Source organism: Pseudomonas sp. LB1P83 (assembly GCF_054897885.1).
Genome location: NZ_CM142709.1, coordinates 378,236 through 404,927 on the forward strand (window position 1 = coordinate 378,236; position 26,692 = coordinate 404,927).

Below are 26,692 nucleotides of genomic sequence, written 5' to 3' on the forward strand. Positions count from 1 at the left end.
TGTTTTTTATTTGTGGTGTTTGATGGGTTTAAAGTTTCTGGATGTACGTTTGGTCATCAATTGTTTGTTTTCTTCTTTGAGGCTGGAAGTTTGTTCGGTTAGTGTTTTTTTGAGAAGGTCGCCTTGATGGGTGACCCGCTTTTATTTTTACAGGGAAGTAATCTTTATGGGTGAGCACGCTGCTCGTCGTGTAAACGGCTATGTCGATTTTATTGATCTATTTAAATTGTCCGATCTTGAACAGGCGTTACAGGAACATAAAGGGACAGACGAATACGACGCGGTATTTCGATATTACTTCGCTTGTATCGCTGTGCTTGATTGCCCGAGAATGCTTGCCCCGCTGGGGTTGCTGCGCGAGGCGCTCAGGTCCTTTGTTGAACCCAGCCATCGTCGTCGACGTGCGGCGGGAATGGAAACGCCAACTGCACAGCCGGGCGCTGCCGCTCCGGGTCTGACGGAGATCCGCACCAGGGTCGAAGATTTCCACGGGCGCCTGTCCAACAGCATTGAACAGCTGAGTGCCGCGGCCATCGAAGTGCCGAAAAATCTGCACTTTGTCTGGCTTGGAGGTGGCCTAGGAACAATCCAGCGCGACTACATCAATATCTGGAACAAGGTATTGGCCGGGCAGGGTTATGCCGTGAAACTCTGGTACGACAGCGATGCGCTACTGGCCTATGAAACCAACCGGATTGTTGTCGAGGCCGCGAAGGCCGATGCGATGGTTAATGGCGGACATAGCACCGAGTCGGATATTGATCTTAGTGATAAATATGAGGAGCGGGCCATTGTTCTCAAACAACAGATGTTTGCCCATATCAACAAAGCAGTAGAGCGCGGTGTCAACGCGGATGACGCACGAATTGATCTGCTGGTGCGTGGATATGGCCAGAATGAAGCACGCTTGAAAGCCTTGCGGGACAAGAATGGCCAGAGTATCTCGGCATTGGGCGAGGGCGGTGTGGAACTTCGTGATCTTGCGGCGAATGTAACACCGCTTCACTTGCAGGACATTTACCAACGGGAAATCAGTCTTCGAGGCAATTTTGCCGCGGCCTCCGATGTAATACGCATTGAGGCCTTGATGGCCGAAGGCGGGATTTATGCGGATGTCGATAACCTGCCACCTCTTCTGGAGAGGCTGGGCGATTTGGACATCAGTCAGTTCACCAACGATGCGCGCATAGGCGTATTGCAGTTGTTGCTGGATCGAAACCCGGAGTGGATGCCCGGCCGTGAGGCATCAAGAAGTCAGTACACAAACTACTTTGAGCGCATCCCTGAGGAGCATCGCCCGGCACTGGAACGTTTCGCTAAAAGTCGCCCGCAGTTGAACAGTGTTTTTCGCGCGCCCGCAGAACGTCTCGTTCGTCCGAACGGACTGCGAGCGGTAACCGAACGGAGCAGCCTGAGTAATGCGTTTCTAATGGCTCATCCCGGATCGGCGATGTTGAGCGCCGTGATCGATCGTTTCAAACTCAACTATGAGATCGTTGATGCCACGGCCCGCTTGGCCATGGAGAGCCAGGTCGCCGCTATCGACGCTGAGGCCACCAGTCGCATTGCGTTAGAGGTCGTCGAAGAAAGGTTCGGCCGTTTGGACGCACTGCCGGCGGATGTAGAGCTCGCGCTGTACTTTCTGGCCAAGGCAGCAATTTTTTACTACAGCGACGGCATTCGTCCCCAAAGCGAAGTGACCATCTATCTGACCGGGCCCGCTGCGATGCGCGATGCGCTGGCCGATTACGCAAAAATGCACTTCACCCCTCGTGCAGCGGCTGTCTGGCGAAAGGATGTGGCTATTGAACCCTCCGCAACGGTGAACCGGGACACCGAGGAGGAGCTGGACCACTCCTGGAAAGAAAACGAAAGTGACACTGCCAAATGGCTCAAGAACGAAAAACAACGTTGGGAAACCGGACAATTCAAAGCGCGTTACGTGGGAAAAGTGGATCAGTTGCTCAAGAGCCAGGCGATCCATTTCGACCATGGCTGGCCCGTCATTGAAGGTCGGCATGTGTTGTCGACTGAATTGCTGCAATCCCTGGCGCAACACCTTGGCGAACCCTTTTTGCGAGCGATGAGTCAACGGACCACCGGTGAGGTGACTTTCGAAAAGCCGCTGCAGCTGAACTTTGATGAGCGTCAATCCATCATCGCGCAGGAGATAGCGCTGCCGCCGTCGTTGGTCGGTGATCCGGCAAGCGGGAGTTTGCCTCTGGACGAATTGCTTCACCGAATTGGTCGGGGCACTTTGCAGGTTGAGCAGCTCGACCCTCTGCAGCGGTTGTTGATCGGCTCGTTGCTGGGGGCGCGGGCAATGGATAAACGCAACTTTGATCAGGTCAGTGCGCGGTTGGAAAACCTTGCCAACAACGTGTCTGAACTGGGTGTGTCACACCGCTACGGGGCCATTGAGCGGGAGTTGTTCAAAGAAAATCACCCCGCGTTCGTTGACGGTTTGGCCAGTGCCCCGACACCTTTCGTAGCGTTGTCCGAGACCAGCATTGAGTTGAAGAAGCAGGCGCTGGAGCAGTCTCTGACCTTGCTGCAATGGGGGCGCCAGGTCGCCCGTATTCAGCAGGTCGCAAAACTCGAGTTCCGTGATCGGATTGGCGAGCGCATGACCGATGTACTGGAAAGCTTCGATCAAGGCAGCTTCAAACTGGTGCCACAGGATTTGTTGCTTCAGGGGGGCGGTGACCGCATCGCCGGGCGATGCTACCCATTGGCATTGGCCATGGCGGCTGCGATCAGCAAGGGGAACGAAGCGGGCAACACCCTTCGCGAGCGGTTTTACCTGGCGGTCATTGAACCCGGTACCCGCGATTCGACTGCATTCGTGAGCATTCTTGAAGAACTACGCGATGTCGACGTCCATGACTTGGGTGGGCCGGTGGTGCGCTCCGATCTGGCGCAGGTGATTGCGGCACTTGAAGAGAAAACCGCCAGCAGCACGTTGATGCTCAACTCGGATAACCACTCGATGCTGGTGGCCAAAAGTGTCGTTGGCGAGGGCAGTACCTACCATTTCTACGATCCGAACTTTGGCGTTTTCGAGTTCGATACTGCTGCGACGCTCAGCACTGCGCTGACCCATTTTTTCGTTCGCCAGGAGATGGCCAGGCCCTACGCCGCTTATGGCGTACCTGCTCGTCCGACCTTTGATTTGATTGAACTCGACGCGGGTCGACTCAATGCAACGGTGCTGTCGTCGGGTGTCCGGGTATCCAGTCTTTCCGATTCGGGCAGCCTGCCTGAACAGGCGCCTCGGGTCAGGCAGCGGCTGGCCAGCGCGCGCGGGCTGTCGCTGGTCAGCAATGGGGTGCTGGGCAGTTCTTTACTGGAACTGGACGCCCACTGGTGGGGCGGTCAGATCGCGCAGGCGACACGGCAGTTGCAGGAGCAACACGGACTGTCGTCGGGCACCGTTGCGTTGTTCGAGACGCTGGAAATCACCCCGGCAGGCGAGTACAAAATCAGTCTGGTCGATACCGATCCAGCACGGACCGTTGTGCGCGTCACCACCGGGGACCATCGATTCCTGAGGATCAAGAACTACCTCTCGGAAACCTTCCATACGTTGGCAGCGCAACCGCATGAACCGGCCGGCTCGGCTGACCCGACTGACGCCGGCAGTGTTCATACGCTCAATGCCGGTTTTACCGTACAGGCCTTGATGAACGCGTTGCGCCATCACGAAGGCGAGGTCAGCGGTGGTGACAAGGCACTGACCACTGCCATTCGTTTGCATGCCTACGTCAACTACGCCCAGCTGGTCCACGGCAACGTGGTGGATGTGATTGGCGTTGTGGCACTGGTGCGTCAGGCGCTGGACGATGAAAAGCTGATCGCCCGCACCAGCGCGCCGTTGGTGCAAAAGGCATTGGGTCATGTGACCAATGAAGGCGTCGGTACGGTGTTGGGAATGGTCAATGTCGGGTTTGATGTTTACCAGTTGAGCCATGCTACCAATGACATTGAAAAGGCGCAGTTCGGGACGCAGCTGGCATTCGACTCCGCGAGCGCCGTGTTAGGCGCTGCCGGACTGGGTGCTGCATTGGCTGGCGCGGGTACCGTGGCTGCGGTGCTCGGCGGCGTCGGGGTGATTCTGGGCGGGCTGGCGGTGGGCGTGTCGGCGCTGGCGGAAGGGTTTGCCACCATCGCCGAGGAAGCCAAAGAGGTTGGCCGGTTTTTTGAAGGGCTGGAAAAGGCTTATCGACAGGGCGGCTATCATCTGGACAAGGCATCGAATGCCTGGATTGCGCAACCTTTGCTGGTGTTCGCCGATCTTGATTTGCGTGCCTCCAGCGTCCGTTTCGACAGCCCCAGGCTGTTCCCGCTTCGGGACCATTTCGGGGTTCCGGATTTCGATGTGGATTACAACCGCGCCACCGATATCCGTGTGGGCCTAGGGTTGCCCGACTCGGCGTCTTTTTCGCCGCAGCCCGGGCAGGCGATCGTTTTGCCATGCACACCCAAAACCTGGTACGGCTATGAGTACAAGTTGCTGCCGTTTGTCTCGTTTCGTCATGCCGGCGGATTCGATACGGCCCGTCGACTGGAGAAAAAGAATGAACAGGGGCAATGGCAATTTCTGTTTTCGTTCTATTCGTTTCCCGGCGAGTACGTGGTCAACCGGCTGAACCCGGTCTACAAACCAACGGTGTTCAACGTTCGTCTCGACAACATCGAGCGCTCGCTGGTGGTGCCTGCTCTGCCGAAGGCGTGGCACGGCCTGGTCTCGTATCGGATAGAAGGCGCAGGCGCCCGCTGTTCCGTACTGCTCAATCCCGGGGTCAACCTTGAACTCAACGCGCCCGGTCACGCGGCCATGCGCTGGGTGCTGCAGGCTCCCTGGCTGGCCGAAGCAGACATCCGCATAGCCGCTGCGGGTAGCCTCGTTGCGGATACGTTGGGTGTGAAGTTCAGTGGCGGCGGCGTTCACGATGTGTTGCTCAAGCTTGCGGGTAACAAAATCATGCGCGTTGATCTTGTTGCCCTGACGCTGGAGGTGGTCGAAGAAGAGGCCGATCCGGCGCTCGGGGAGCAAGCGTTGCTGGACCACTTCAAGGCACTGGCGCGTGAACATCGACTGGCCATGCCTTACACCCCCGTTCACAACTTTGTGGTGCCGTTTGAAAAGCCGGACGAGCCGAGAACGGTGGCCGCGTATTACGACTCGGCTCAGGATCGTTTTCTGTACATCCGCGACCCGAATGTCTTGTTGGCCGATGAGGCTGTGCTGGGAGCGGTGGTCGAGGGCTCGGCCTATTTCTATCACTCCGAGAGTTTCGATGTCTGGCAGGTCAACGCGATCACCGGCACGCTGGTTCAGCGCTATCGCTTGCTGCTAAGGGATGGCTTGACGATTGCCCGCTGCGAGGTCGTGGCCAACGGCGGCATTCAGATCGTTCAGCGGTCCATTCCCAAGGAAGGCCCGCACGATGAGCTGACCTATATGATCCATGACGGCGCAGTGCTGCTTAGCTCAATCACCCGCGGTCACGATCCAGCATTGCAGGCCGTTTTACAGGTCGACACGCTGACGGACTGGAAGCAGGTACTGGGCGATTATGTGTTGCCGACAGAGTCCATCGATACCGTGAACTGGCGTCCCGCTGCGCTGGTTTCGATTTGTTGGCAGTTCGAAGACACGTCTCGTGATCTGGTCTGGGTCCGCGATGTTGACGGGTTGATCATCCGTGCGGCTGCCCGGCGTCACCATGCGCGGGGATGGGAGGATTCGATCAAGGCCTTGGATACCCTTTTACTTATCGCTCCCGCCGGTGCAGAGGGTGAGGTGTTCGTCAATTACGACAAGCCTGTTGGAAGCCTCGTGCGACAGCAAAGGTCGATGGTGGAGGGGCGTGCGCAATGGTCATCCAGAGAAATTGCCCCGCCCGGACTGAAAAATGTTGTCGCCGTTGAGCAGGGCCACCTCGCCCTGACCGACACGGGTCTGTTCTTCAATATGACGCCGGACGGGTATCTGCGCTTGGGCGGACTGACCGAAATATGGTTCAAGGATCGAGCCCAGTGGTGGTCCGCATTGCCAGCGGTGTCGACGCGGTACCCGGTGTCGAGTTTCGCCCTCCTTGGGTTGACCAACTTTACCGGGGATGCAGGTTTGTGCGCCTGGTACCTGGACGATCGGTTGTTGCTTGCGGATCTTGGTCATGGAAAAGAAGTACGGTTGCTGAGTATTGCTCCAGACAGTCAAGCCGCCTGGTTGTTCGATCTCTCAACGGGCAGGATTTTCCGCCAGCGCTTTATCGATACGAATCTCTTGGACGCTGCATTCGGCCAGGGAACCAGGCTTTTGCAAGCTGAGGCATTGCCCGCCCCGATGCAGGAATGGGCGCCCTGGATCTTTACCGACGTGAAAGTGGAGGGCGCAGGCCTGAGGGCAACGACGCTCGATGGCTTGGAGGTGGATTTACAGCACAACCAACCGGTACGGATTACGGGTGTGGACAGTCGCTGGGTCACGGCACTGGAAGGCCCATTGAGCGAGGGTTTGGCGGCGCTGGCGAACGAACATCGATGCGCCGACTTTCTGTCTGTAAAAGACTCTGACAGCCTTCAATGGTATGTGGTCCGGACCGGACGATTGATCCGGATTCCGAAAGCCGTCATTACTGCGCAATACACGCTGGTGGGCACGCGGGATCAAACGAATGTGATGCTGCACGAGCGGGGGGATGGTTTGTTGCACACCTATCCGCGAAACAGCACGGTCGGGCCGCTCGACTATGTCCAGCGAAACGCCGAAGTCCTGGTGATCGAGGGGCCGCAGACGGCCCATGACCTTCTCCCATTGATTGCCGATGATGTCAGCATCCTGGTGCTAAAAATGGGCCAGGGTGCAACGACTGGCCGGCTGACCCGGGCGGCCTGGTTGAAACTTGAATCGGTCATCGTCGATTGTCGTTATCCACTTGAGCGCCCACCCTTGATTCCGGGGAAACTGATTCTGGACGTCTCGATCATGGATCAGCTATGGGTCAGCCTGGTCGATGAACACTTGGTAATGAATGGCCTGGATAGCGGGCACAGCCTGATTTTTCGCGGCGTTTACTCAGTGGATGTGGCGTTGCGGGGTGATGTATTCCTTTCGCTCAGTGGCTATCGATCGCGTGCGGTTTCGGAACTAGTGACCGAGTTGCTGAAGCAAAAGGGCGTTTCCGGTAGCGCAACGTTGACGGAGCTGATGTCGAATTATCAGGTCGGGGTGATCGCAGAGCCGGCCATTTAGAACGTGCGTTCCCTGGATGACTACGGCACCAGATAACCTTTCACACCCGTGAAAATAATCTGTGCCGCCAGCGCGCACACGAACAGCCCCATCAACCGGCTGACAATCTGCAAGCCCTGGTCACCGAGAATTCGCTCGATTCGGTTCGACAGATACAGAACCACGCCGACCGTAAAACTGGCCAGGGCAATGCTGAGAATGGCTGTGAGTTTGTCGTCCCAGTGCGGCTGGCTCACACCCATGACCAGCAAGGCACCGATGGTGCCGGGGCCGACCGTCAATGGAATGGTCAGCGGGACGATGGTCACGTCCTGTTGCACATTGTCGGTCTGCACCGCCGACTTTCCCTGGGCCATGCCCAGTGCCGAGATAAACAGCACGCTGCCGGCACCGATGCGGAATGCGTCCACGGTGATGCCGAAGACACTGAAAATGACCCGCCCGAACAGGTACAGCAAGACGCTGGACACCAGCGTGGCGGTTGCCACTTTCCAGGCCAGCCGACGCTGTTCCTTGCGTGAATAACCGCGGGTCAGGCTGATGAAGCAGGACAACACGAAGAACGGGCTGTAGAGCACCAGCATCTTCAGGTAAACGCTGAACAACACATGGAGCATGGTTTCGGCTCGCATCCAGAGAAGGGTGAGTCGGAGTCTATCAGTCGATCAAGTGTCTGTGGGTGTCGAGTTTAAAAGATCTGAAAGTTATTTTTTAACTTATAGAGCTGTCGAGTTGAGTCTGATTGGTTAGTTGTGTGTGGTTGATTCTGCGAATGATGTTACAAGTTTGGATTTGTCAGGAAGGGTTTGTTTGTTTATCGTTTCTTCCAGCAAGTTCATGAGGAACTTGCGTTAATGTCGATAAGGAAGATTGTTGTGAATAATATGTTTAGCGAAAGTCATATTGCTGCCTGTGTAGCAAAGATTCAGAGTTATGAGCTGGATGAGCCGATGCTTATTAAACCTCGTGGTTTGTTTGTGTCGGGTGAAGAAGTTGAAGTGCCGTCGAAAGCATCGATCGTAGGCGATGGCATCATTAGTTTTAGCGGTAACCTCTCTGGTATTAATCGCAGTGACGCACAGAATGCTTATCACTATGCGTCGCTTGTGGCATACAAACAGTTTCCAGAGGAGTACCAGGGCAAAGAATGGTACACGCTGTTCTGTGAAGTAATGAGAAATGCGGGTTGGACGGGCATCAGCAGGTACTACAACGATCTGGAGGTGTCGGGAACCAGTGTCCGCATGGACAAGTTGGTGCTGGAGATCCTTGCTTCGGTAGTCACAGGCCTTGCCGTACCGGGCCCGGCTACTGCACTGATGCTGAAAACCGCTGGTGATGCTATTGCCGCCCTGCAAAAACGCGATACCGCATTGACGATTTTTGAGCGCAACACACTGAAACAAGGTTTGGGTGGAGTCGCGGCCGGCTCGTGTATCGATGTTAACGGTACGACTGTTTTTGCCATTGGCGCAGTACGTTTTACACGCTGGAATTCATCGACAAAAGTACTGTTCAGCGATGTGGATGTTCGTAACGTAGGTCTGTATCGCGGTGAGACAGCGTTCGAAAAGAATGATGCTGTGGCAGAGGCTAATCGTGATTTTATCGCTTCGAAAATTTTGAAGTACTCGGCTGATAAACTCGATTACGACATTTGATAGATGCTTGGAGTGGCGGTCGAAATAACGACTGCCCTTCTCTGTATGGAGGTATTGATATGAAGAGTGATTATTCAGTACTGGTGGTCGGGGCTGCGGTTTTGATAGTGCCCGAATCAGATGACCTGACCCCCTATGATGGGGTGGTCAATACGGTGTTGTATGCACAGTTGGCAGCCAATAAAAAAACAGAACTAGAGCCGCTTGTGAGTTGGTATGACACTTACATAAAAGTTTTGGGTGGTACCTGGCTATTGCCGGTTAAAGTGCGCGATGATTTGAACCTCCCTCCAGAGAGTGTTGAGTCGGCGGTTCAGTGGGCGGCCGCAGCGATGTCCAGACTGGGGGCAGATGAAGGTCATGTGACTGCCGATGTGTTGTCACGAATTGTCAACGAGTCCGACATCAACAACCCGGCAACTAACTTGTTGCGCAGCCATATGCAAAAAGTGTCCGCTGATCAGTCCACCGAGGTGCAGGTGCCTGCGATGGATGTTCGTTTGCTGGTGATCGTGGCGCCAACACCGAACTCGTTCAGCAGTGTATGTATCGAGCTCCAAACTAATCAATTGCTGAGTTCCAACCCATTGGCACACCTCTATTGGGGCGAAGATGTACAAGGCCTCATTAGCCGTCGATACGTCCGGGCGGATCTGTCGGATGCGGGATATGCATCTGTAGGAGATCAAATTGCTCTGAAGGTCAAAGACCGGATGGAGACCAATGTTGCTCTGTTGACCCTGCATGACGATACCTGCGGCACCACGCAGCCAGGGGAGGTTCGGTCATGACGGATCTGATTGCACCACCGGCAGCGGTGGTGGGCGGCAGTATCGTGTCGTTCGCCAGCAATCTGCCAGCGTCCCACCGCGAAGACGTCTACATGAGCACGGCATTTGCGCAAAGAGCCACACGCGACGCAATGAATGATGGACTATCGGGCGACTGGTTCGACTACTACTGCAACCAACTCCGATTTCTGGGATGGGATGTGCCCGCACCTCAAACGTTTTCGCCCGCGCCTGCCGCTCCGATGGGCAGCAAGGCGATACAACGTATCCGGGATTCCATCGGCGATAGATTCTCAATACCCATCAGCCGCGCCCTGATTGCGTTGGAGCGCAATCCTCTGGCGCTCGAAATGTTTGAGTCCACGACCCTGAAGGGAGATATCGCCTACTTTCAGATGATTCCTTGCGTGATGAACGGCGCGCACAAGGTGGATATGGCTGTCTATCACCGCAAGTTTTCGATAGTGCGAGACATCTCTCCGTTTCTGTTCAGCAAAAATGATTCGCTTGAGCAAAAAAGCACCGAACAGATCACCACGATCACGTTCAACACGCTTCATTACGCCGCGTTTCGGGAGAAGGTGAAGAAGTCTGTGTTGTCCCAGTCCCTGAAATACTTGAGAGCTCTGGACATCTGACCGAGCGTCAGCCCGAGGCCATCTCAGATGGTCGACACTGTGCGGTTCTGCTGATCCCGTTGCGCAACCCAATGCTCGATCAGGTCGCGCAACTGCGACAGTTCGACCGGTTTGGCCATGTGCCCGTCCATGCCGGCCTGGCGCGCACGCTCTTTATGCTCGGCAAGGATGTGTGCGGTCAGCGCCACTACTGGCGTGCGGATCCGCTGGTTGCCGACTTCCCAGGCACGCAACTGCTGGGTGGCAGAGAAACCATCGAGGATCGGCATTTCACAGTCCATCAGGACCAGGTCATAACGCTGGGCTTTCATTGCCTGCAAGGCTTCTTCGCCATTGCTGGCGGTGTCCGGTTGCAGGTTGAGCTTGCCGAGCATGCCGCGAATCACCTTGGTCGAGATGTTGTTGTCTTCGGCCACCAGGATACGGAAATCACTCGGGACCTTGACCGGCAACGTCGGGCCGGTGGGCAGATGCTGTGAGACGGCGCCTTTGTTGCGCTGGTTCAGTTCGTCCGCCAGGGTGGTCTTGAGGGTGTAGCCGGCCACCGGTTTGGCGAGAATGCGTTTGATCCCCGAGTTGCGCGCAATGATCTTGCTCGGCGCGTTGCTGATGCCGGTGAGCATGATCAGCAGAATGTCGTGGTTCAGGCTTGGGTCTTCCTTGATCTTGGCCGCCAGTTGCATGCCGGTCATGCCGGGCATGTTCTGGTCCAGCAGGACCACGTCGAAATAATCGCGCAGGTGAGCCTTGGTGCGCAGCAGCGCCAGCGCCTCTTTACCGGATGGCACGGCGCTGACGTTCAGGCCCCAGGCGCTGCATTGCTGCACCAGCACTTTGCGGCAGGTGTCGTTATCGTCCACCACCAGCACGCGCGCACCTTGCAGCGGCCCATCGAGGTCGGAGGTCGGGTGCTCGAGACGATCAGGGTCCAGCGGCAAGGTCAGCCACAAGGTGCTGCCCTGGTTGGCACCGCTCTTGATCCCGAATTCCCCTTGCATCAAGCGGATCAGCTGACGGGCAATCACCAGCCCCAGATTGCCGCCCAGGCTGGTCGCGGAGAGGAAGTGTTTGCTGTGCAGTTCGGCGTGCATCAATGCATCGCGCTCTTCAGCCTCCATCGGCACACCGCTGTCCTGTACGGCAATACGCAGGCGCGGTTTGGCGCTGCGTTCGTCGAGGGCGACGACGATCAGGATCTCGCCCTCGTCGGTTTTCTTCAGGGCGTTTTCCAGCAGGCTCAGCAAAGTCTGGCGCAGACGTGTCGGGTCACCGCTGATCACGCGCGGCACTTGAGGCTGGATGAAGCTGATCAGTTCGACGTTCTGCTGTTCGGCCTTGGCGCGGAAGATGCTCAGGCAGTCTTCGATCAAAGCGTTGAGATCGAATTGCACGTCGTCCAGTTCGATCTGCCCGGACTCGAGCTTGGAGATGTCGAGAATCTCGTTGATCAAGGTCAGCAGTTCGTTGCCGGCGCTGTGGATGGTCTGCACATAGTCACGCTGCTTGACTGACAACGGTGTGCCCAACAGCAGTTCGGTCATGCCCAGCACGCCGTTCATCGGGGTACGGATTTCGTGGCTGATCTTCGCCAGGAACTCGGCCTTGGCGTTGATCTCGGCGTTGCTGGCCGCCAGGTCGCGGCTGACGCTGAAACGATCTTCAGTGATGCTGCGCTGACGTTCGCCCAGTGCGATGCTCATTAACAGGCCGCTGATGCAGACGAACACCAGCAGTGTGATGATCAAGCCTTGAGGCGCGACCAGGGTCAGCCCCAACAGAGCCGGCAACATGATCAGCGTACCAATGTTGAACACCACCATCGCCGCCACGAACAGACGCGCCGGGCGATAACCCTTTTGCCAGTGATAGGCACCGACGAACAACATGCTCAGGCCCGCCAGGGCGACCAGGGCGTAGGTAATGATGTTCAGCGGCAGCGTGTTGACGAACAACAGCAGCAAGCCGCAGACCACGATGAACAGAATGTCTCCCAGCAACAGCTTGTTCAGCGGGTGCGACCCGAGCGGGGCGAAGAAGCGATAGGCGAACATCAGGCCGCAGGGCGCCGTCAGCAACAAGGCGAGATAAGCGCCGGGGGTCTGCACCGCGTGCCAGTTGGGGAGCCAGGGCCCTGCCAGATTCAGCAACAGCGCCAGGCTGAGCATCAACAAGGCTTCGCATCCGGCCAGCCAGACGCTGCTGCGCGAGCGGGTATAGGCATAGCGGACGAGGTTGTGCAGGATCAGCATGCCGATGCAACCGAACAGCAGGCCGTAAATCAGCATCTGGTTCTGATTGGCTGCGGTCATGACTGCCGATTGCAGGGTGATGTACGGCCGCAACTGGTGTTCGGACACCAGTCGCAGGTAGACGTCGAGGGGTTTGTCGCTTTGCGGCAGCGGCAACATGAAATCGCTGCTGGGCAGGGGACGGTCAGTCTGGGGCTGGCCGGTGCCGGTGTTCAATTGATCGATCAGCGTGTCGCCGTCGAGCACATACAGATTGAGGTGCGACAGGTCAGGGGCGAACACTCGGAGCAATTGTTCGTGCTTGCCGGGCGCGAGCCTGAAACGCAGCCACAACGCACCTTCGGGCTCGGCCGCGGTGAGACGGTCGAGTTCGATGGGGCTGAATTGATTGGTGTAGCGAGCGGAACGGATGTCGCTCAGCTGCAGGTCGCCCTGTTCGTCAAGCAATACCGCCCAGCCACTGCCTTGCGCGGCCTGTGCCGGGAGCATGCAGAGCAAGGTCAGCAACGTGACGGTTAAACCTATGGCAATCCTGAGCCAGCGCACGGCGAAATCCCTTCGTAGGTTGATGCCAGATTATAACTATGCGCGGCGCCGGAACAGTCCGGCAAGGGCCTGAAGCCCAAGCCCTGCCGAACGGATCGCTTATTCCTGATTTTCGCCACGCTCGCGGGCAATGGCACGGTAGCCAATGTCCTTGCGATAGAAACAGCCTTCCCAGTCAATCTTTGCCGCCAGTTTGTAAGCCTGCTGCTGGGCAGCATCAACGCTGGCGCCCATGGCGGTTGCGCAAAGCACACGACCACCGGCCGTCACCACTTGACCGTCCTTGAGCGCAGTACCGGCGTGGAAGACTTTACCTTCCAGTGCGGCGGCTGCATCCAGACCATTGATGGCAACGCCTTTAGCATAGTCGCCAGGATAGCCGCCCGCAGCCAGCACGATACCGACGCTCGGACGTGGATCCCATTGCGCTTCGACCTTGTCCAGGGCTTGCGCAAGGGCCGCTTCGACCAGCAACACCAGGCTTGACTGCAAGCGCAGCATCACCGGTTGGGTCTCAGGATCACCGAAACGGCAGTTGAACTCGATGACTTTTGGGTTACCAGCCTTGTCGATCATCAGGCCCGCATACAGGAAACCGGTGTAGACGTTGCCTTCATCAGCCATGCCACGCACGGTGGGCCAGATCACCAGGTCCATGACGCGCTTGTGTACTTCAGCGGTCACGACCGGGGCAGGGGAGTAGGCGCCCATGCCGCCGGTGTTCGGACCGGTGTCGCCGTCGCCGACGCGTTTGTGGTCCTGACTGGTGGCCATCGGCAGCACGTTCTTGCCGTCGACCATGACGATGAAGCTGGCTTCTTCGCCGTCCAGGAATTCTTCGATCACGACACGGGAACCGGCGTCGCCGAACGCATTGCCCGCGAGCATGTCGCGCACGGCGTCTTCGGCTTCGGCCAGGGTCATGGCAACGATCACGCCTTTACCGGCGGCCAAGCCATCGGCCTTGATCACGATCGGTGCGCCTTTTTCACGCAGATAAGCCAAAGCTGGCTCGATCTCGGTGAAGTTCTGGTAATCGGCCGTCGGGATCTTGTGGCGCGCCAGGAAATCCTTGGTGAAGGCTTTCGAACCTTCAAGTTGGGCAGCGCCGGCCGTCGGACCGAAGCAATCCAGGCCACGGGAGCGGAACAGATCGACAACACCGGCAACCAGTGGCACTTCCGGGCCAACGATGGTCAGGGACACATTCTTCTCGGCAAAATCTGCCAGCTGCTCAAGGGCCAGTACGTCGATAGCGACGTTCTCGCACTTGGCTTCAATGGCGGTGCCGGCGTTGCCCGGGGCAACGAACACTTTCTGCACACGCGGATCCTGAGCCACTTTCCAGGCCAGGGCGTGTTCACGGCCACCGCTGCCAATGATCAAAACATTCATTTCAAAAACCTCGGATGACGCTAATTCTGTGGAGCAGCCTGGGCTGCCTGGCTAACAGTGCGCGGCATCTGCCACAACACTGAACCTGTAGGAGCGAGGCTTGCCCGCGAAAGGATCGCCGCGGTGCATCGGCCTGACCGAGGTGATGCCTTCGCGGGCAAGCCTCGCTCCTACAAGAGCAACAATCAGTGACGGAAGTGGCGCATGCCGGTGAAAACCATGGCGATGCCGGCTTCGTCGGCAGCTGCAATCACTTCAGCATCACGCATCGAACCACCCGGCTGGATCACCGCGGTGATGCCAACCTTGGCCGCGTTGTCCAGGCCGTCGCGGAACGGGAAGAAAGCGTCGGATGCCATGACCGAACCGGCCACCTGCAAACCGGCGTGTTCAGCCTTGATCGCTGCGATACGCGCGGAGTTCACGCGGCTCATCTGGCCAGCGCCGACGCCGATGGTCTGACGGTTCTTGGCGTAGACAATGGCGTTGGACTTGACGTACTTGGCGACTTTCCAGGCGAAAATCAGGTCGTTGATTTCCTGTTCGGTCGGAGCACGTTTGGTCACGACTTTCAGGTCTTCGCTGCCGATCATGCCGATGTCTCGGCTTTGTACCAGCAAACCGCCGTTGACGCGTTTGTAGTCCCAGGCAGCGGCGCGATCAGCCGACCACTCGCCGCAGGCCAGCAGGCGCACGTTGGCTTTGGCAGCCACAATGGCGCGGGCTTCTTCGCTGACGCTTGGGGCGATGATCACTTCGACGAACTGACGCTCGACGATGGCCTTGGCGGTTTCAGCATCCAGCTCACGGTTGAACGCGATGATGCCGCCGAACGCCGACTCGGTGTCGGTGGCGTAGGCCAGTTCGTAGGCCTGGCGGATACCGCCTTCAGCGTCCGGGCTGACCGCAACGCCGCACGGGTTGGCGTGCTTGACGATCACGCAGGCCGGCTTGACGAAGCTCTTCACGCATTCCAGTGCGGCGTCGGTGTCGGCCACGTTGTTGTACGACAGCTCTTTGCCTTGCAGTTGGGTCGCGGTGGCGATGCCGACTTCGGCTGGCTTGGCTTCCACATAGAACGCCGCGCTCTGGTGCGGGTTCTCGCCGTAGCGCATTTCCTGCGCCTTGACGAACTGGCTGTTGAAGGTGCGCGGGAACTCGCTGCGACCTTCAGTGCTGAGGGTATCAGCGGCCTGGTTCACGGTGCCCATGTAGTTGGCGATCATGCCGTCATAGGCTGCGGTGTGTTCGAAGGCTTTGAGCATCAGGTCGAAACGCTGAGCGTAAGTCAGGCCGCCGGCCTTCAGGCCTTCGAGGACGCTGGCGTAGTCGCTGGCATTGACCACGATGGCCACGTCTTTATGGTTTTTTGCTGCCGAACGGACCATGGTCGGGCCGCCGATGTCGATGTTTTCGATGGCGGTCGGCAGGTCGCAGCCTGGCTTGTTGATGGTGGCTTCGAACGGGTACAGGTTGACCGCGACCAGGTCGATCGGCTTGATGCCGTGCTCGTTCATGATGGCGTCATCGATACCGCGACGACCGAGGATCCCACCGTGGATTTTCGGGTGCAGGGTCTTGACCCGACCGTCCATCATCTCTGCGAAACCGGTGTAATCCGCGACTTCCACTGCGGCAACACCGTTGTCGCGCAGCAGCTTGAACGTTCCGCCGGTGGAGAGGATCTCGACGCCCAGGGCTTCAAGCTCTTTGGCGAATTCGAGGATCCCGGTCTTGTCGGAAACGCTGATCAAGGCGCGGCGGATCGGCAGGCGGGTAGTCTGGTCGGTCATTTCAATTTCCATCAAAAGCAAAGGAGTCAGCAAAAAAGGCGACCGTTTTTACGCGGGCGCCTTTCTGGTTTGATTGAATGCTTACAGCAAATCGTACTGCTTGAGTTTCTTGCGCAGCGTGCCTCGGTTCAGCCCGAGCAGCTCGCTGGCCTTGGTCTGGTTGCCCTTGACGTAGTTCATCACGCACTCGAGCAGGGGCGCCTCGACTTCGGAGAGCACCAGGTTGTACACATCCGTGACGGCAGCGCCCTCAAGGTGGGCGAAATAATTGTGCAGCGCCTTCTCGACACTCCCGCGAAGGGTCTGACCTTCTTCGCTCGGCGTATTGAGGTGCTGTTTCAAATTCACGTTGTCGCTCACGGGTGCTGTTCCACTCACTAAAGTCTCGGTCATCATCGTCATGCGGCCACCTCGTCTCCGTCCCCTGTCAGGCTCTTATAACGTTCGGCGAAGAAGCCCTGAACGTTGGCGCATTGTGCTTCCGTATCTTCCAAACGATTGAAGTGGGCGCGAAACTCCCTGGCGCCCGGCAAGGTTGCGAGATACCAGCCCACATGCTTTCGAGCGATACGGACGCCCATGACGTCTCCATAGAAGACGTGCAGCGCAGCCAGATGCTCTAGCAGAATGCGTTCCACCTCGATCAACTCCAGCGCCGGGAGTTTCTCGCCGGTGCGCAGGAAATGATCGATCTCGCGAAAAATCCATGGCCGCCCCTGGGCAGCCCGGCCTACCAACAGGCCATCGGCACCGGTCGCATCGAGCACGTACCGGGCCTTCTCGGGTGAATCGATATCGCCATTGGCGAAGACCGGAATCGACACCGCCTGCTTGATCGCGGCGATGGTGTCGTACTCGGCTTCACCGGTGTACAGATCGGCACGGGTGCGGCCATGGACCGCCAACGCCGTAATGCCTGCCTGCTCGGCGATCTTCGCCACCGTCAGGCCGTTCTTGTTGTCCCGGTCCCAGCCGGTACGGATCTTCAAGGTAACCGGCACATCAACCGCAGCCACCACGGCTTGCAGGATCTCGGTCACCAATGCTTCATCCTTCAACAGTGCGGAACCGGCGGCCTTGTTGCAGACCTTCTTCGCCGGACAGCCCATGTTGATGTCAATAATCTGTGCGCCCAGTTCGACGTTGGCCCGGGCCGCATCCGCCAGCATCTGTGCATCACCCCCGGCGATCTGTACCGAGCGTGGCTCGGGATCACCTTCGTGGATCATGCGCATCCGCGATTTGCGGGTGTTCCACAAGCTCATGTCGCTGGTGACCATTTCCGAGACTACAAGCCCTGCGCCCAGTCGCTTGCACAGCTGACGAAAGGGCTGGTCGGTGACGCCCGCCATGGGGGCGAGAATCAAGCCGTTGTGCAATGTATATGGACCGATGCGTACCGCCGACATAGGACTTCCCTGTTGTGGGGCCGGATCATGAGAGTTCGAAAAAGGGTTGGCATGATACCCGCTCTCGATGACTGGATAAAGGCTGAATTGAACAAAATCTGAACAGTAATTCTGTTATCGCCAGCGGTTTGGTATGAGCGGTCGAAGTCAGAAATATGCCGTCAACGCCGTAACACTGAACCGTTTCACTCGGGTGAATGGAAGCTCAGGCTGTAATTCACCGCTTTGGCGCCTGGATCGAGGATATCCAGTGCGATGTGGATCGGCGTTTGCGGCGGCATCTCCGCCATGCCTTCGAGGTCGCCGTTGAGGTACTCGCCGGGCTTGAAGCGACGGCTGGCGATCAGGTGGCCGTTGAGGTCGGCGAAGCGCAGTTCCAGCAGCGGGAAGGGCTGGGAGAAGGGCGCGCGGTTGTAGATGATCGCATCGACGACCAGGGCACCGTTGAACTCCGGGTGGCTGCGGACCACCAGGTTGCTGCTTTTGATCTTCGCGATATCAACTTTGGATGGCACCGTGCAACCGAGTTGCGGGCACAGTTGCTGGAACCATGGGCGGTACTGGTCCTGGCGCGCCAATTCGTCGAAGTGATAAGCGATGTATTGACCGGCGAGCGCGGCGGCACCGAGCAGCACCAGCAGCAGCCAGAAAAACCGCCGGCCCCAAGGGGAGCGACGTTTCTGCCAATCCAGTTGCAGCGGGTCGTCGGTCAGGTCCTGCAAGGCGTCGGCACGTTCGGTCGACTCGCTGCGTTCGTGTCGCTTGCGCAAGGGGACAATCGGAGGCAGGTCGTCGTCAGGTGAGTCGGTTGCCGACAGACGATCACGGTGCAGGGGCATGTCGAGCGGATCATTCAGGCGCAGTTGCGGCGCCTGGGGCTCGTCGTCCAGATCAACCGGCTCCAGCGAGAACGAAGGTTCAGTGCGCGAGTGCTTGCCCGGTTCTGTCTGCGTTTCCGGTGGGTCGGCTTCGACCGCCTGGGCGCGATCAGCCGCCGATTCGCTGAAGAGGCTGTCGGACCAGGGTTCATCGTCGTGCTCGACAGAGTCGCGGCGAGCACTGAGACCGTTTTCGCGATGCCGGCCGAATTCCGTGGTGGGCTGGATTTCCCGCTGTTCGAGCCGGGCGAGTTCTTCGTCCAGGTCCAGGCTGTCCAGATCCAGTTCGGTGGCGGACCATTGCTTTTGGCTGATGGCGCGCTGTGCCGGCGGTTCGACAATGGTCGGGGCGACCGGTTTGACCGCGTCCTTGTCGGCCCGTTGCTCAAGCAGCTGCTTGGCGGCGTTGAACACCTGCAGGCACGAGCCGCAACGAACCACTCCGCGGGCCACGCTCAATTGAGCATGGCTGACACGGAAGCTGGTTTGGCAATGCGGGCACTGGGTGACGAAACTGTCGGTCATGCGGCGATCCGGTTTATGCAGGCGCTCATTCTAGCGCCGACGGCCAGTGATACGCACCCAGCCATCGCGATTGGCGATCGGGTCCAGATCGAAGTCTTGAGCGTAGGCTTTGGCGACGTCTTCACCTTGCTCGGCGAGGATGCCCGACAGCGCCAGACGACCACCGGGTTTGACCAGGCTGGACAACTGTGGCGCCAGGGAAACCAGCGGACCGGCAAGAATGTTGGCCACCAGCACATCGGCCTGAACCTGCGGCAGATCTTCCGGCAGGTACAGCGGGAAGAGTGCTTCGGCAATGTTGTTGCGCCCGGCGTTATCGCGCGAGGCTTCCAGCGCCTGCACGTCGATGTCGGTGCCGACGGCTTCCTTGGCGCCCAGCAGCAGGGCGGCGATGGCCAGGATCCCCGAGCCACAGCCGAAGTCCAGGACGTTGCAATCTTTCAGGTCCTGACCGTCGAGCCATTCCAGGCACAGCGCGGTGGTCGGGTGCGTGCCGGTGCCGAATGCGAGGCCCGGGTCCAGCAGAATGTTCACGGCGTCGGGTTCAGGGGCAGCGTGCCAGCTTGGAACGATCCACAGGCGTTGACCGAAGCGCATTGGCTGGAAATCGTCCATCCAGCTCCGTTCCCAGTCCTGGTCTTCGATGACTTCGCTGTGATGCTCGGGCAGCGGGCTGCCGGTCAGCAACTCAAGATGGGCCAGCACGCTGGCGGCTTCAGTGCCACCTTCGAACAGGGCCAGCAGGTGCGTGTGCGACCACAGCGGCGTGGTGTTGAGTTCCGGCTCGAAGATCGGCTGGTCTTCGGCGTCCATGAAGGTCACCGACACGGCGCCCACTTCAAGGAAAGCGTCTTCGTAGGTTTCGGCTTGTTCTGGGCTGATGGCGAGACGGACTTGCAGCCAAGGCATGGCGGGCACCTTTGAAAAATATTGATTGCAGCCTAGCGGGCTGCGAGAAGCGCGCAAGTTTACGCGAGCGCGCGGCAGAAGACGACAAGACCGACATGTGTGTGCTTTTCGTAGGCGCGAGCGGTGCGACGATTCGACTTGCCCGCGAACGAGGCGACACGTTCTTTCGGTTAGAGCGCGTCATCGTTCTTCGCGGGCAAGCCTCGCTCCTACGGGGGCGGTAATGTCTAGAAACAACAAAGCCGCCCGAAGGCGGCTTTGTTGGTTCGGATCACAGACTAGTGCTTCTCGCCAGCCAGCTTGTGTTCCAGGTAGTGGATGTTGATTCCACCTTTGCAGAAGCCTTCGTCGCGGACCAGGTCGCGGTGCAGCGGGATGTTGGTCTTGATCCCGTCGACAACGATTTCGTCCAGCGCATTGCGCATGCGCGCCAACGCTTCATCACGGGTTGCGCCGTAGGTGATCAGCTTGCCGATCAACGAATCGTAGTTCGGCGGAACGGCATAGCCACTGTACAGGTGCGAATCGACGCGAACGCCGTTGCCGCCTGGAGCGTGGAAATGCTTGACCGTGCCTGGGCTCGGCATGAAGGTTTTCGGGTCTTCGGCGTTGATTCGGCATTCCAGTGCATGACCGCGGATAACCACGTCTTCCTGGGTGTACGACAACTTGTTGCCAGCGGCGATGCTGAGCATCTCCTTGACGATGTCGATGCCGGTGACCATTTCCGAAACCGGGTGCTCAACCTGAACGCGGGTGTTCATTTCGATGAAATAGAACGCGCCGTTCTCGTACAGGAACTCGAAAGTGCCTGCGCCACGGTAGTTGATGTCGATGCACGCCTTGACGCAGCGAGCGAGGACTTCAGCGCGAGCTTTCTCGTCGATGCCCGGTGCCGGCGCTTCTTCGAGAACCTTCTGGTGACGACGTTGCAGCGAGCAATCGCGGTCGCCCAGATGGATGGCGTGGCCCTGACCATCGGAAAGCACCTGGACTTCCACGTGGCGTGGGTTAGTCAGGAATTTTTCCAGATAGACCATCGGGTTGCCGAACGCTGCGCCCGCTTCGGTACGGGTCAGTTTTGCGAAGGAGATCAGGTCTTCTTCTTTATGCACAACGCGCATGCCGCGACCACCACCGCCGCCAGCAGCTTTGATGATCACCGGGTAACCGACTTCGCGACCGATGCGCAGAGCGGTTTCTTCGTCTTCAGGCAGTGGGCCGTCGGAACCCGGAACGGTTGGAACGCCCGCAGCGATCATGGCGTGCTTGGCCGAAACCTTATCGCCCATCAGGCGAATGGTGTCGGCTTTCGGGCCAATGAACGCGAAGCCGGAGTTCTCGACCTGTTCAGCGAAATCAGCGTTTTCCGCAAGGAAACCGTAGCCAGGGTGAATGGCGGTAGCGCCGGTCACTTCGGCGGCGGCGATGATTGCCGGAATGTGCAGGTAAGAGTGTGCGGCCGAGGCCGGACCGATGCAGACGGATTCGTCTGCAAGGCCCAGGTGCATCAGCTCTTTGTCAGCCTTGGAGTACACGGCGACGGTCTTGATGCCCATCTCTTTACAGGCGCGCAGGATTCGCAGGGCGATCTCACCGCGGTTGGCGATCAGAACTTTTTCCAACTTCGCAGTCATCAAAGTTTCTCCGCGGTTCAAACGATGGTGAACAGCGGTTGGTCGTACTCAACCGGCTGGCCGTCTTCGACGAGGATGGATTCGATCACACCGCTGGTTTCAGCTTCGATGTGGTTCATCATCTTCATGGCTTCGACGATGCACAGAGTGTCGCCTTTCTTCACGGTCTGGCCGACTTCAACGAAGGACGGCGAGCTTGGCGAAGACTTGCGATAGAAGGTGCCGACCATCGGCGAACGGGCAACGGTGCCGTTCAGCACTGGCGCGGCCGGAGCAGCAGGCGCTGCAGCGGCAACCGGGGCGGCAGCAACAGGTGCTGGAGCCGGAGCATGCATTGGCGCAGGAGCGTAGTACTGCTGAGCCGGGGTCTTGCTGTGACGGCTGATGCGTACGGACTCTTCGCCTTCCTTGATCTCGAGCTCGTCGATGCCGGACTCTTCCAGCAGTTCGATCAGTTTCTTAACTTTACGGATATCCATGAATCATCAACTCCCAAGGGTCGGTCAGGGGCGTTTAACGCTTGTTGTTCAAGCCGTTGCCGGTCTTTCAAGCTGCTCTAGTGCGGCCTCCAGGGCCAGTCGATAACCGCTGGCGCCAAGGCCGCAGATCACTCCCACCGCTACGTCGGAGAAGTAAGAGTGATGGCGGAAAGGTTCGCGTTTGTGCACGTTAGACAAATGCACTTCGATGAATGGGATGCTCACCGCCAGCAGCGCGTCACGTAATGCGACACTTGTGTGCGTAAAAGCTGCTGGATTGATCAGAATGAAGTCCACTCCCTCGCTGCGGGCAGCGTGGATGCGGTCAATCAATTCGTACTCGGCGTTGCTTTGCAGGTGCAGCAAATGGTGGCCGGCTTCACGGGCACGGCGCTCCAGGTCCTGGTTGATCTGCGCCAGTGTCGTAGCGCCATAGGTGCCCGGTTCGCGGGTGCCGAGCAAGTTCAGGTTGGGACCGTGCAAAACCAATAGCGTCGCCATCTGCTGTTCCTTGTTATCTGTGTGCAGTTGTCAGAACCCGGCGACTATGCCGCAAAGCCTTTGTGACTGTCCAGTTCTATGCAATAGCCAGCACGATGGCCGATGTTTGCGCGAAATATGTGACCGGGTGATTAAATCCGGTCATTTGCTTTCGTAACACGTTCGGCGAAGTCTTTCGCGCTGATCTCGCCAATCACGCGCACATCGGCGCGTTCGACACCGTCCTTGCCGAAAAACATCAGGGCCGGAGGGCCGAACAATTTGTAGCGATCAAGCAGTGCGCGTTGCTCGGCATTGCTGGCGGTGATGTCGAAGCGCACGAGGCGATAGTCTTTCAGGCGTTCGACGACGGTGGCGTTGTTGAGTACTTCACGCTCGATGACTTTGCAGCTGATGCACCAATCGGCGTACCAGTCGAGCAGCAGCGGGGTGCCTGAAGACTTGGCATCGGCGAGGACTCGATCGAGGTCGGCTGGGGTGCTGATGGTTTGCCACGTGCTGGTGTTTTGCGGTGGTTCGTTGCCGGCAACAATGCGCGGCTGACCAATCGGGTTGAGCGGGTCGGTCTGGCCGCTGAATGCTCCGAACCAACAGGCCAGTGCGTAAAACAGCAGGAACATCCCAAGCAGTTGGCCGAGGCGTTTTCGAGGAGGTTTGTAGACGAATTCCAGCGCGCCCATGAACAAGCCGACGCCGCCGGCCAGCAAACCGATCAGCAGCAAGGTGATCTGGCCCGGCAATACGCGACTGACCAGCCCGATCGCCAATCCCAGCAACAACACGCCAATCGCATTTTTCACATAGACCAGCCACGGCCCGCTTTTCGGCAGCCAGGCCGCGCCACCGGTGGCCACGAGCAACAGCGGTGCGCCCATGCCGAGGCCGAGCATGAACAGTTTCAATCCGCCCCCCAGCGCATCGCCGCTGGCGCTGATGTAAAGCAGCGCACCGGCAAGTGGCGCCGAAACGCAGGGTGACACCAGCAGGCTGGAGACCACGCCCAGCACCGCGGCGCCCCATAGCGAACCGCCTTCGGTGCGACCGGCGATCCGGTCCAGGCGACTGCTGATGGCCTGTGGCAACTTGAGTTCGAACACGCCAAACATCGCGAGGGCAAACACCGCGAAAAACATCGCGAACGGCACCAGCACCCACGCCGATTGCAGACGCGCCTGAAGGTTGAGCTGAGCGCCGAACATCCCCATCAACGCCCCTAGCAGGGCGAAGCAGGCGGCCATTGGCAAGACGTAAGCAAGCGACAGATTGAAGCCGCGCAAACCGCCGACCTGACCACGCAACACTACGCCGGAGAGGATCGGCAGCATCGGCAGTACGCACGGGGTGAAGGTCAGGCCCAGACCGGCGAGAAAGAACAAGGCGAGCTCGCGCCAGCTCCAGCTCTGTGCCGTGGCGGGCGTCAGTGCACCGATGCCATTAATGTTCAGGCGTTCGGTTTCGGGCGGATAACACAGGCCTTTGTCGGCGCAGCCCTGATAGGTCACCGCCAACGTGAAGGCGCGCGGGTCGGTGCGCGGCACTACGACGTCGAGAATGCCGTGATAGACCTCGACATCGCCAAAGTACTCATCGTGCTTTTGCTCGCCCTTGGGCAATTGCGCTGCACCCAGGACAACTTCGGCTGGCTCGGCACGAAACTGAAAGCGATGCCGATAAAGGTAATAACCCTCGGTCGCGACAAAACGCAGCTTGATCGATTGCGGCGTGCTTTCTACCAGGCTCAGCTGAAACGCCTCGCGCACCGGCAGGAAGTCGGCGCTGTTGTTGATCGAGCCCAGGGTGGAACTGGGCCGACTCTCCAGCAAACCTGCGGCGGTGGCCGGCAGGGCGAGCACTAAAAGCAGCAGGCAGAGCAAACGGCGCATGACAATCTCGCGTATCGGAATTGGAGGCATGATAGCGGACAGTCGCACGGATTGCCCCCGCCCCTGTAGGAGCGAGGCTTGCCCGCGAACCAGGCGACGCGGTCTTTCAGAAAGGTCGCGTTATCGTTCTTCGCGGGCAAGCCTCGCTCCTACAGGGCAGGTGGCGATTTTTCAGACGCGGAAAGCCTGAACGGCTGTATGCAAGCGGCCGCCCAGCACCAACAGATTCTCCCCTTGCACGCGACCTTCACCGATGCGCAGCAAGTTATCCCCGCCCAATTGGTGAATCCGTTCGCTGTGATCGCGGATCTCACTGACAGCCCCACTCTGCTGCGCAGTGACATCGGCGATGCGCACGGCGGTGTCGGAAATGGTCTGGATCGCCCCAACGATTTTATCCAGGGCACCGTCGGCAGCCTGGGCCTGATTGGCCGTGGCTTCGGCGTGTTCGACCTGGGCGCGCATGCCTTCCACCGATTGCCGCGCGGCGGTTTGCAGGCCGGCGATCAAGGTCTGGATTTCGGCCGTAGCTCCGGCCGTGCGTTGCGCCAGTGAACGAACCTCTTCTGCCACCACCGCAAACCCTCGACCCATCTCCCCGGCGCGGGCGGCTTCGATGGCGGCGTTCAAGGCCAGCAGGTTGGTCTGGTCGGCAATCGAGCGGATCACCGTCAGCACACCGCCGATGGTCGCCGATTCTTCAGCCAGGTGCTCGATCATCTGTGCATTGCCTTGCACTTCACCCACCAGCGCGTGCAAGCCGGTGAGGCTCAGGCCGATGACTTTCTGGCCATGCTCAACTGCCAGTCCGGCATGGCGACTGGCGTCGGCAGCCTGGCTGGCATCGCCGGCGACTTGTTGAATCGTGGCCTCCAGTTCGCCGAGAGAATCACGAATCAGCGCGGTGTCGCCGGCCTGGTGTTCGGCGCCGCTGTGCAAGTCGTTGCTCAACTCGGCCAGGGTGCGGCTGCTGCCGGCGACCTGCTCGGCATTCAGGCGAATGGTCCCCACCAGGTCCACCAGGTACGCACGCATGCGATTGAGCGACGCTTCAATGTCGTGCAGTTCGCGATTGGTTTTGCCCAGTTGAATGTCCTGGCTGAAGTCGCCTTCGGCCCAGGTCGAAAGGGCGGGGGCGAGGTTGGTCAGCGTCCGGGCCAGTTTCCGTTGCAAGGTGTCGATCAACAAGGCGATCAGCAGAATCAGGCCGATCATCACGCCTTGCATCAAGCGCACTTCGCCCTGGATCTGCCCGTGCTGGGCACGGACCACCGGCTCCAGTGCGGCGATAGCGTGCTGCACGTCGGCGATTTTCAGGTGCGTCGCTGTGCTGAGGTCGGTGCGCTTCTGGATCTGATCGCGTGTGCGCGCCAGTTCGGCGGGATAGCGCGTCAGCAGGCTGTTGAGTTCCCGCTTGAGGCCGACACCGGCATCTTCGGCAACGGCTTTTTCGGTGTTCTCCAGGCCCATCATCGCCGCGAAATCATCCGTGCCGGATTCGCTGCTGGCGGTCACGCCGAGCAGCGGCAAGGCGCCGATCAGCTCAGACTGCGCTCGGATGCTGGCGACTTCGCGCTCGACATAGGCGGCCAGTTCACTGCGACCGCTGCTGACCAGTTTGTCCCGGGCCAACGACAGCTTGCCCAGGTGCTGGGACGCGGCGAGCAAGGGCGCGAGGTACGCCGCGTTGCCGCTGGCGTATTGGCTGAGTTGGTCGAGGCTGGCGCCCAGTTCGCGTTCGGCTTGCAGCAACAGCGCCTGAGGGTCACCGGCGAGTTTTCCGGCGGCCAGCAGGTCGGTTTTGCTGAATTCATTCAGGTTCGACAGGCTCGGACGCAACGTGTCGGCCAGGGCCGGCGGCAGTTCACCGAGTTCCTTTTGCAGGCCGTCAATGGCCTGGCTGGCGCTGCTCAGGCGCAGGGCATCGCCGCTGGCGAGGTAGTCGTCGACGTTGCGCGCCACTTCATTTTGAAATTGCTGGGACAAACCCAGGTAACGCTCCATCAACAGATAAGGGCGTTCGAGGGCTTTTTGCGACCACCAGAGCGTCGCGCCAAGGGCCACGCACACGGCGACTAAAAGGAGGGTGTTGAGATTGGTCAGCAGCTTCAGGCGCATTGCGGGTCTACCAACGGCA

General features: G+C 58.9%; 17 protein-coding genes. 4 read left to right on the forward strand and 13 right to left on the reverse strand.

From position 1 onward, the window contains the following. Positions 1 to 166 precede the first annotated feature (166 nt). Positions 167 to 7,261 (forward strand): TcdA/TcdB pore-forming domain-containing protein, encoded by a 7,095-nt coding sequence (locus tag ACYZTY_RS01685; RefSeq protein WP_461957047.1) that lies wholly within the window; start codon positions 167 to 169, stop codon positions 7,259 to 7,261. A gap of 20 nt (positions 7,262 to 7,281) precedes the next feature. Here the strand turns inward: ACYZTY_RS01685 and ACYZTY_RS01690 are convergent, their stop codons facing one another. After that, positions 7,282 to 7,878, reverse strand: a complete 597-nt coding sequence (locus ACYZTY_RS01690) for a MarC family protein (RefSeq protein ID WP_007937197.1) — start codon at positions 7,876 to 7,878, stop codon at positions 7,282 to 7,284. A 189-nt stretch (positions 7,879 to 8,067) separates the two neighbouring features. Between ACYZTY_RS01690 and ACYZTY_RS01695 the strand changes: the two genes are divergently transcribed. The 3 genes from ACYZTY_RS01695 to ACYZTY_RS01705 are packed head-to-tail and all read left to right on the forward strand — an operon-like array spanning position 8,068 to position 10,351. Beyond that, positions 8,068 to 8,922 carry a hypothetical protein gene (locus ACYZTY_RS01695; RefSeq protein WP_461957048.1) on the forward strand — a complete coding sequence of 285 codons (855 nt, stop codon included), beginning with the start codon at positions 8,068 to 8,070 and terminating at the stop codon, positions 8,920 to 8,922. Between the two features lie 59 nt (positions 8,923 to 8,981). Then, a complete protein-coding gene (locus ACYZTY_RS01700; RefSeq protein WP_461957049.1) occupies positions 8,982 to 9,713 on the forward strand; it encodes a hypothetical protein in 732 nt (243 codons plus the stop codon). Further along, positions 9,710 to 10,351, forward strand: coding sequence for a hypothetical protein (locus ACYZTY_RS01705; RefSeq protein WP_461957050.1), 642 nt, complete (start codon positions 9,710 to 9,712; stop codon positions 10,349 to 10,351). Before ACYZTY_RS01700 ends, ACYZTY_RS01705 begins: the two co-directional genes overlap by 4 nt. A gap of 23 nt (positions 10,352 to 10,374) precedes the next feature. On the opposite strand, the gene ACYZTY_RS01710 is transcribed toward ACYZTY_RS01705, so the two are convergent. The 12 genes from ACYZTY_RS01710 to ACYZTY_RS01765 all read right to left on the reverse strand — a co-directional run bounded on the left by ACYZTY_RS01710 (position 10,375) and on the right by ACYZTY_RS01765 (position 26,673). Further along, positions 10,375 to 13,146 (reverse strand): hybrid sensor histidine kinase/response regulator, encoded by a 2,772-nt coding sequence (locus tag ACYZTY_RS01710; protein WP_461957051.1) that lies wholly within the window; start codon positions 13,144 to 13,146, stop codon positions 10,375 to 10,377. Positions 13,147 to 13,245: 99 nt separating this feature from the next. Further along, positions 13,246 to 14,541: a phosphoribosylamine--glycine ligase gene (gene purD / locus ACYZTY_RS01715; RefSeq protein WP_083375139.1), complete on the reverse strand. Its 1,296-nt coding sequence runs from the start codon at positions 14,539 to 14,541 to the stop codon at positions 13,246 to 13,248. Positions 14,542 to 14,726: 185 nt separating this feature from the next. Continuing rightward, positions 14,727 to 16,334 (reverse strand): bifunctional phosphoribosylaminoimidazolecarboxamide formyltransferase/IMP cyclohydrolase, encoded by a 1,608-nt coding sequence (gene purH, locus ACYZTY_RS01720; protein WP_461957052.1) that lies wholly within the window; start codon positions 16,332 to 16,334, stop codon positions 14,727 to 14,729. Positions 16,335 to 16,415: 81 nt separating this feature from the next. After that, positions 16,416 to 16,736, reverse strand: coding sequence for a DNA-binding transcriptional regulator Fis (gene fis, locus ACYZTY_RS01725; protein ID WP_007945216.1), 321 nt, complete (start codon positions 16,734 to 16,736; stop codon positions 16,416 to 16,418). Further along, positions 16,733 to 17,743: a tRNA dihydrouridine synthase DusB gene (gene dusB / locus ACYZTY_RS01730; RefSeq protein ID WP_008153758.1), complete on the reverse strand. Its 1,011-nt coding sequence runs from the start codon at positions 17,741 to 17,743 to the stop codon at positions 16,733 to 16,735. The genes fis and dusB overlap by 4 nt, the downstream gene beginning before the upstream one ends. Before the next feature lie 185 nt (positions 17,744 to 17,928). Beyond that, positions 17,929 to 19,146 (reverse strand): DUF3426 domain-containing protein, encoded by a 1,218-nt coding sequence (locus ACYZTY_RS01735; RefSeq protein ID WP_461957053.1) that lies wholly within the window; start codon positions 19,144 to 19,146, stop codon positions 17,929 to 17,931. Between the two features lie 30 nt (positions 19,147 to 19,176). After that, positions 19,177 to 20,055 carry a 50S ribosomal protein L11 methyltransferase gene (gene prmA / locus ACYZTY_RS01740; RefSeq protein ID WP_461957054.1) on the reverse strand — a complete coding sequence of 293 codons (879 nt, stop codon included), beginning with the start codon at positions 20,053 to 20,055 and terminating at the stop codon, positions 19,177 to 19,179. Positions 20,056 to 20,333: 278 nt separating this feature from the next. After that, positions 20,334 to 21,692: an acetyl-CoA carboxylase biotin carboxylase subunit gene (gene accC, locus ACYZTY_RS01745; RefSeq protein ID WP_008153754.1), complete on the reverse strand. Its 1,359-nt coding sequence runs from the start codon at positions 21,690 to 21,692 to the stop codon at positions 20,334 to 20,336. Positions 21,693 to 21,709: 17 nt separating this feature from the next. Beyond that, on the reverse strand, positions 21,710 to 22,171 hold the full coding sequence (accB, locus tag ACYZTY_RS01750) for an acetyl-CoA carboxylase biotin carboxyl carrier protein (RefSeq protein ID WP_054044024.1): 462 nt from the start codon (positions 22,169 to 22,171) through the stop codon (positions 21,710 to 21,712). 48 nt (positions 22,172 to 22,219) lie between these two features. Continuing rightward, positions 22,220 to 22,672, reverse strand: a complete 453-nt coding sequence (gene aroQ / locus ACYZTY_RS01755) for a type II 3-dehydroquinate dehydratase (RefSeq protein ID WP_020797556.1) — start codon at positions 22,670 to 22,672, stop codon at positions 22,220 to 22,222. Between the two features lie 131 nt (positions 22,673 to 22,803). Continuing rightward, positions 22,804 to 24,555 carry a protein-disulfide reductase DsbD gene (locus tag ACYZTY_RS01760; RefSeq protein WP_461957055.1) on the reverse strand — a complete coding sequence of 584 codons (1,752 nt, stop codon included), beginning with the start codon at positions 24,553 to 24,555 and terminating at the stop codon, positions 22,804 to 22,806. Positions 24,556 to 24,726: 171 nt separating this feature from the next. Beyond that, positions 24,727 to 26,673: a methyl-accepting chemotaxis protein gene (locus tag ACYZTY_RS01765; protein WP_461957056.1), complete on the reverse strand. Its 1,947-nt coding sequence runs from the start codon at positions 26,671 to 26,673 to the stop codon at positions 24,727 to 24,729. Positions 26,674 to 26,692 lie beyond the last annotated feature (19 nt).